We start from the raw sequence: 5,082 nt of genomic DNA, 5'->3' as shown, positions 1-5,082 counted from the left end.
GTGATCTCGTTCATCCTCGCGAGCATTGCCTGCGCATTAGCCGGGCTGTGCTACGCGGAGTTTGCGTCGATGGTGCCGGTTGCCGGCAGCGCCTACACCTATGCGTATGCGACCTTGGGCGAAGTGGTGGCGTGGGTCATTGGCTGGTGCCTGATCCTGGAGTACTTATTTGCCAGCTCATTGGTCGCCATAGGCTGGGCGGGGTATGCGACCTCGATGGCGGCCGACTTCGGACTGATATTACCGGCGTCGCTCATGCAGGCGCCGCTGGATGTGACGGCGCAAGGGTTGGTTGCGACCGGCGCACTCTTCAATGTGCCGGCGGCAGGTGTCGTCGTGCTCTGTACGGTGCTGCTGCTCGCGGGCACGGAGCTGTCGGCTCGCGTCAACGATTTCATCGTCGTAGCAAAGGTCGCCGCCATCCTGGTGGTGGGCGTCGCCGGGTTGATGTTCGCGCAGGGCGAGCACTGGACGCCGTTCATCCCGGAGAACGTTGGCAGCTTCGGTCACTTCGGTTGGAGCGGCGTCGTGACCGGCGCAGCGATTGTGTTCTACGCCTACATCGGCTTCGACGCCGTCTCGGCCATGTCGCAGGAAACGCGCGATGCTCAGCGTGTCGTGCCATGGGCGTTGATGGCATCGCTGGCCATTTGCACGGTGCTTTATATCCTGGTGGCGCTGATGGTCACGGGGTTGGCCGACTATCGTGATCTCGGTGTCGCCGATCCGGTGTATGTGGCGCTGGCGGCGGCCGGTGCGGGGCTGGCGTGGGCGAAGCCGCTGATCGGCGCAGTCGTGGTTGTCGGTTTGATCTCGGCGTTGTTGGTGACATTGCTCGGCCAAGTGCGCATCTTCTATGCGATGTCACGCGACGGATTGTTGCCGCCGATGTTCATGTCGGTTCATCCGAAATGGCGCACGCCTCATGTAGGCACGCTGGTGACGGGCGCCGCCGCGACGCTCATCGCCGGCGCGTTCCCACTGCAATTGCTGGGCGAGCTGATCTCGATTGGCACGTTGCTGGCCTTTGCGATCGTTTGTTTCGGCGTGATCGTGTTGCGTCGGAATCGTCCGGACCTGGCGCGACCGTTCAAAGTCCCGGCGTATCCTTGGGTGCCGCTTGGCGGTATCGCGGTGTGTGTGGCGCTGATGGCAAGTTTGCCGCGCGACACCTGGATCAGACTCGCGCTATGGCTGGTGATCGGCGCAGTCGTGTATGCAGCCTATGGGCTGAAGCATTCCAAACTCCGACAGTAATCAAGCTCCAAGAGTGAATGAGTAGAAACAAATCAGCGCCGGCCAGTCCTCAGTATCGTTATCAGTCGCTGATCCAGTCGCGTGCGGAGGAGCTGAGCACCTCGGAGCAATCCGTCGCGGCACACCTGGCCGCACATCCGGAGCAATTGCCGTTTGAGACGGCAGATTCGATCGCCAAGCGCTTGGGCGTGAGCGCGATGACGGTCGGGCGCGCGCTCAAGGCGCTCGGTTACAAAGGATTGGGCGATCTGCGCGCTGAGATGCGCACCGAGCTGCCCGATGCCATGCGTGCGCCTTGGGCCAATCGTCGCGCTGCCGTCACGGCGCCGGGCCCGAAAAATTCAGAACGCGCTCGAGCGATGCGAGCCGAGTTGGAAGCCATCGAATCGGTGCATGCGTTGGCGGAGACGCCCAAATGGCAGAAGACCGTTGAAGTCATCGCCAAGGCCGAACGAGTATTCGTCGTCGGCTTTCAGACTGAGCGGGGCATCGCCATGGCCTTTGCCGATCAGCTGGCGTATGTGCGTCCTGGCGTTCAGTACCTGTCGGTCGAGGGGCGTGCGTTCGCAGATCTGCGAACCGAGGCCAATACTCGCAGTTGTTTGGTGATGGTGGATTCCCGTCGCTACTCGCGCTGGTTTCGATTGCTGGCGCAGAAGGCGAAGGAACTGCAGATGCCGTTAGTGACGGCCACCGATGCTTATTGTCGATGGGCCGACGATCTCACTCCGCACGCCTTGCAGGTGCGCACTGATTCAGGTCGGTTCTGGGACAACAACGCGCCGATGGCGTCGCTGCTTAACTTGCTGCTCGAGGATGTGATCGAGCGCCTGGGAGACTCGGTGTATGCGCAGTTGGAGGTGGCGTCCGAATTCGGTGCCACGTTCATGGGCTTCGATCGCGTTCACCGGCAACGTGCCGGCAAAGGCAGCGCGCGCTCCAAACGTTGAGCTCGCGCCGCCAGCGTTAACGCTAGTGATGCCGACCGGTGGGTGTGAGCGGCACGTCCGCCACGCGATCCCGATATTCCTTTTTCGGGTCGAAGCCCAACAGCATCTTGGCGCCCGCCACCACACTGGAGGCGTCTTCCCAGATCTCCGCGTGCTCGGGGTCGAAGCGCAGTAGCGCGAGCTTGGGATCTTCCTTGCCCTGCTCAAACCAAGCCGCGACGAAACGATTCCACAGGCGATCGATCATGGCGCGGTCATTGCTCAAGTGCAGCGTGCCGTGAATCGTCGCGAATAGATCGTGGCCTTTGGAGGCGAAGGTGGCGAACGCACGATCGTTCTGGGTCAGCAGTTGCACCAGCGCATTCTCTCTGGCCGTAAAAAACCAGATGCGCCCGTCCTCGCTTTGCACTTGCGCGGTCATGGGTCGCGGATAGCCATTCTCGATTTCAGTCAGCCCCAGCATCACGGTTCGGTCGGATGCCAGGCCTTTCCACAATTTGTGCTGCCATTCTTCGGTGGTGTGCATATCGGCTTACTCGGTTGGTTCGGATGCGTGGGTCCTGATGTGTAACGACGGCGCGCTAGTCCTTCAGTTCCGGCGGCACTTTGCCGCCGTGCGCAGCGAGTTGGTTCATCACTTGTTTGTGTAGCCAGATGTTCATGGCTGCCGAATCGGCGGTGTCGCCTTTGTAGCCCAGCTCACGGGCCAGCTCTTTGCGGTTCTCCAGGCTCGAATCCAGGCCTACCAGTTTCATCAGGTCGACGATGGAGGTGCGCCAGTTGAGTTTTTGCGTCTGTTTGGCCGCGAGGCCTTCCAGCACAGCCGCCACATCGACGTTGGCTGGAGCCGGTTGCGGTGCTGGTGCCGGCGCCGCTGTGGCAGCGGGCTTGGGCGGTGCGGCGGGTGCGGACTGGGGTTTGGGCGCCGGCGCCGGTGCGGCCTTGGCCTGCGCTCCGAAGATGGCGTCCTTGATGCGGGAGAAGAGGCTCATGGCGTCTCCTGGGTAAGGGCGATGCGGGTGAGGACGGGGGTTCTTTGTCCTAATGGACTGAACATCGGCAAGTTCCTTGGCGCCGGAAATTGCGGCTGGCAGCGGTGCCGCGCTGCGCCGTTTTTACTTGTCGGGGCAACGAGCGCCGCATAGGCTTGCCGTATGGACAAACAAGGGTCGGTGCTCATCGTAGAAGACGATCAGGACGTAACCCGCGCCGCGCGAGTGGCGCTTGGGCCGTACGTTCAAGAACTGCAAACCCTGGCATCGGTCGCGACGTTGGATCAGCAGCTAGCAAATACTCGCTTCGATGCTGTGCTCCTGGACATGAATTTCGCGGCCGGCGCGCGGACGGGCGATGAAGGGATGTCGGCCTTGGCGCGCATTCGAACGGTCGATCAGCATCTCAGCGTGGTTCTGATGACGGCCTACGGCGGCGTGCAGCTGGCGGTCGCAGCGCTCAAGCAAGGCGCCACCGATTTCGTGCTCAAGCCTTGGCGCAACGACAAGTTGATCGAAGTCGTGCTGGCTGCAATGTCGCTGACGCGATCGAAGCGAGCCGCCGATACGTTGGACCTGGAAGTGATCGAGCGTGCCGCCATAGAACGCGCGCTCAATCTTCATGAAGGCAACATCTCGTCGGCAGCGGCCAGTCTCGGTCTGAGCCGCGCGGCCTTGTATCGACGCATCTCCAAACATGGACTCTGAGATTCCGCTCTGGGGACGACTGACTCGCGCGGTGGCGTTACGGGTCATGGTCGTTTGCGTGTTGGCGACGCTGCTCATCCAATTGTTGGCCCACACGCACTTGTATGCCACCGCACTGATTCTGGTCGGCTTGTGTGCGTTGGTCGTTCACGATCTGAGCCGATTGATGTCACGAGCTCAGCGGGAAGTCGGGTCTCAGGGCATATCAGCGCCGCCCTCGCGCGAGGCACGTCAACGCGAACAGCAGCTTCAATACACGGAAGCGCTGCTGGACACCGTAACCGCAGCGTTGTTTGTCGTTCGAGAAGATGGAACAGCGGCACCGGCCAATCGCTCGGCGCGACGCTTGGCGGGGCAGTCGTTCTCGCGGCTGGCTGAGGTTCCTGCGCTGGGAAGTGCTACTGCCGATTTGCTTCAATCCATGCCACCGGGTGCGCGTCATGTCGTGCATCTGTCGGATGGTCAGCCTGTCTACGTCTCCGCCACGGAGTTTCGTGGTGCTGGCGATGGCAAACAGCGCCTGCTGTCGTTGCAACGGATTGCCGGCGAACTCGATGGCGTCGAGCTCAAGGCCTGGCAGGATGTAGCTCGGGTGCTCACGCATGAAATGATGAACTCGCTGACGCCGATTGCGTCGCTGTCCGAGAATCTCGAACGACTGCTGCGCGAGGCGCAATTGACTGAGCCGGTGGCAGCCACGGAACTGTCGGGTGCGTTGGAAGCCATCAAGCGACGCAGTCACGGGCTCATGAATTTCGTGGAGCGCTATCGGGCGGTCGCTGAGTTACCCGAGCCCAAGCTGCGAGCGGTCGATTGGGAGCAGTTGTTCGTCGGCATCGATCAGCTCATGCGCACCACGCTGCGCGAGGCGGGTGTCACTTACCAACGCCGAATGATGTCGTCGCCGCCAACCATGCTCGCCGATCCGGAGCTACTGGAGCAGGCCATCATCAATTTGATTCGCAACGCTGCCGAAGCGGCGTCTGAGGCGGACGCGCCCGTGGTATCGGTGGTCTGCGAGATGCGCGAGCAAGAATGGATCATCGCCGTTGCCGACAATGGGCCGGGCTTGAATGAACAGCAGCGAGAAAAACTATTCGTGCCGTTCTATTCGACCAAGCCTGATGGGTCGGGGATCGGATTGAGTCTGGCGCGACAGATTGCCTTCGCTCATC

Annotated in this window: 6 protein-coding genes; 4 read left to right on the top strand and 2 right to left on the bottom strand. The window is 61.6% G+C overall.

Going from position 1 to position 5,082, the window contains the following annotated elements:
* Together JNL55_RS11780 and JNL55_RS11775 are read left to right on the top strand one after the other, a co-directional pair.
* On the top strand, window positions 1-1,257 hold a 1,257-nt coding region (locus JNL55_RS11780; protein WP_293853022.1), incomplete at its 5' end, for an amino acid permease.
* Window positions 1,258-1,274: 17 nt separating this feature from the next.
* Window positions 1,275-2,207 (top strand): MurR/RpiR family transcriptional regulator, encoded by a 933-nt coding sequence (locus JNL55_RS11775; protein WP_293853021.1) that lies wholly within the window; start codon window positions 1,275-1,277, stop codon window positions 2,205-2,207.
* A gap of 22 nt (window positions 2,208-2,229) precedes the next feature.
* On the opposite strand, the gene JNL55_RS11770 is transcribed toward JNL55_RS11775, so the two are convergent.
* The gene (locus JNL55_RS11770; RefSeq protein WP_293853020.1) at window positions 2,230-2,733 is read right to left on the bottom strand and encodes a pyridoxamine 5'-phosphate oxidase family protein; all 504 of its coding nucleotides are present in this window, start codon (window positions 2,731-2,733) and stop codon (window positions 2,230-2,232) included.
* 55 nt (window positions 2,734-2,788) lie between these two features.
* A complete protein-coding gene (locus JNL55_RS11765; RefSeq protein ID WP_293853019.1) occupies window positions 2,789-3,199 on the bottom strand; it encodes a DUF3597 domain-containing protein in 411 nt (136 codons plus the stop codon).
* Window positions 3,200-3,361: 162 nt separating this feature from the next.
* On the opposite strand from JNL55_RS11765, the gene JNL55_RS11760 reads away from it, so the two are divergent.
* Both JNL55_RS11760 and JNL55_RS11755 read left to right on the top strand, forming a co-directional pair.
* A complete protein-coding gene (locus JNL55_RS11760; RefSeq protein WP_293853018.1) occupies window positions 3,362-3,907 on the top strand; it encodes a response regulator in 546 nt (181 codons plus the stop codon).
* On the top strand, window positions 3,897-5,082 hold a 1,186-nt coding region (locus JNL55_RS11755), incomplete at its 3' end, for a sensor histidine kinase (RefSeq protein WP_293853017.1). The genes JNL55_RS11760 and JNL55_RS11755, both read left to right, overlap by 11 nt.

The sequence above is a fragment of the Steroidobacter sp. genome (assembly GCF_016790065.1).
Lineage (GTDB): Bacteria > Pseudomonadota > Gammaproteobacteria > Steroidobacterales > Steroidobacteraceae > Steroidobacter.
This window is presented reverse-complemented; position numbering and strand designations above follow the sequence as displayed.

What these genes read in the sequence shown, in the direction of transcription:
- JNL55_RS11775 (WP_293853021.1), top strand. Translation starts at nt 1,275, where the DNA reads ATGAGTAGAAACAAATCAGCGCCGGCCAGTCCTCAGTATCGTTATCAG.
- JNL55_RS11770 (WP_293853020.1), bottom strand. Translation starts at nt 2,733, where the DNA reads ATGCACACCACCGAAGAATGGCAGCACAAATTGTGGAAAGGCCTGGCA.
- JNL55_RS11765 (WP_293853019.1), bottom strand. Translation starts at nt 3,199, where the DNA reads ATGAGCCTCTTCTCCCGCATCAAGGACGCCATCTTCGGAGCGCAGGCC.
- JNL55_RS11760 (WP_293853018.1), top strand. Translation starts at nt 3,362, where the DNA reads ATGGACAAACAAGGGTCGGTGCTCATCGTAGAAGACGATCAGGACGTA.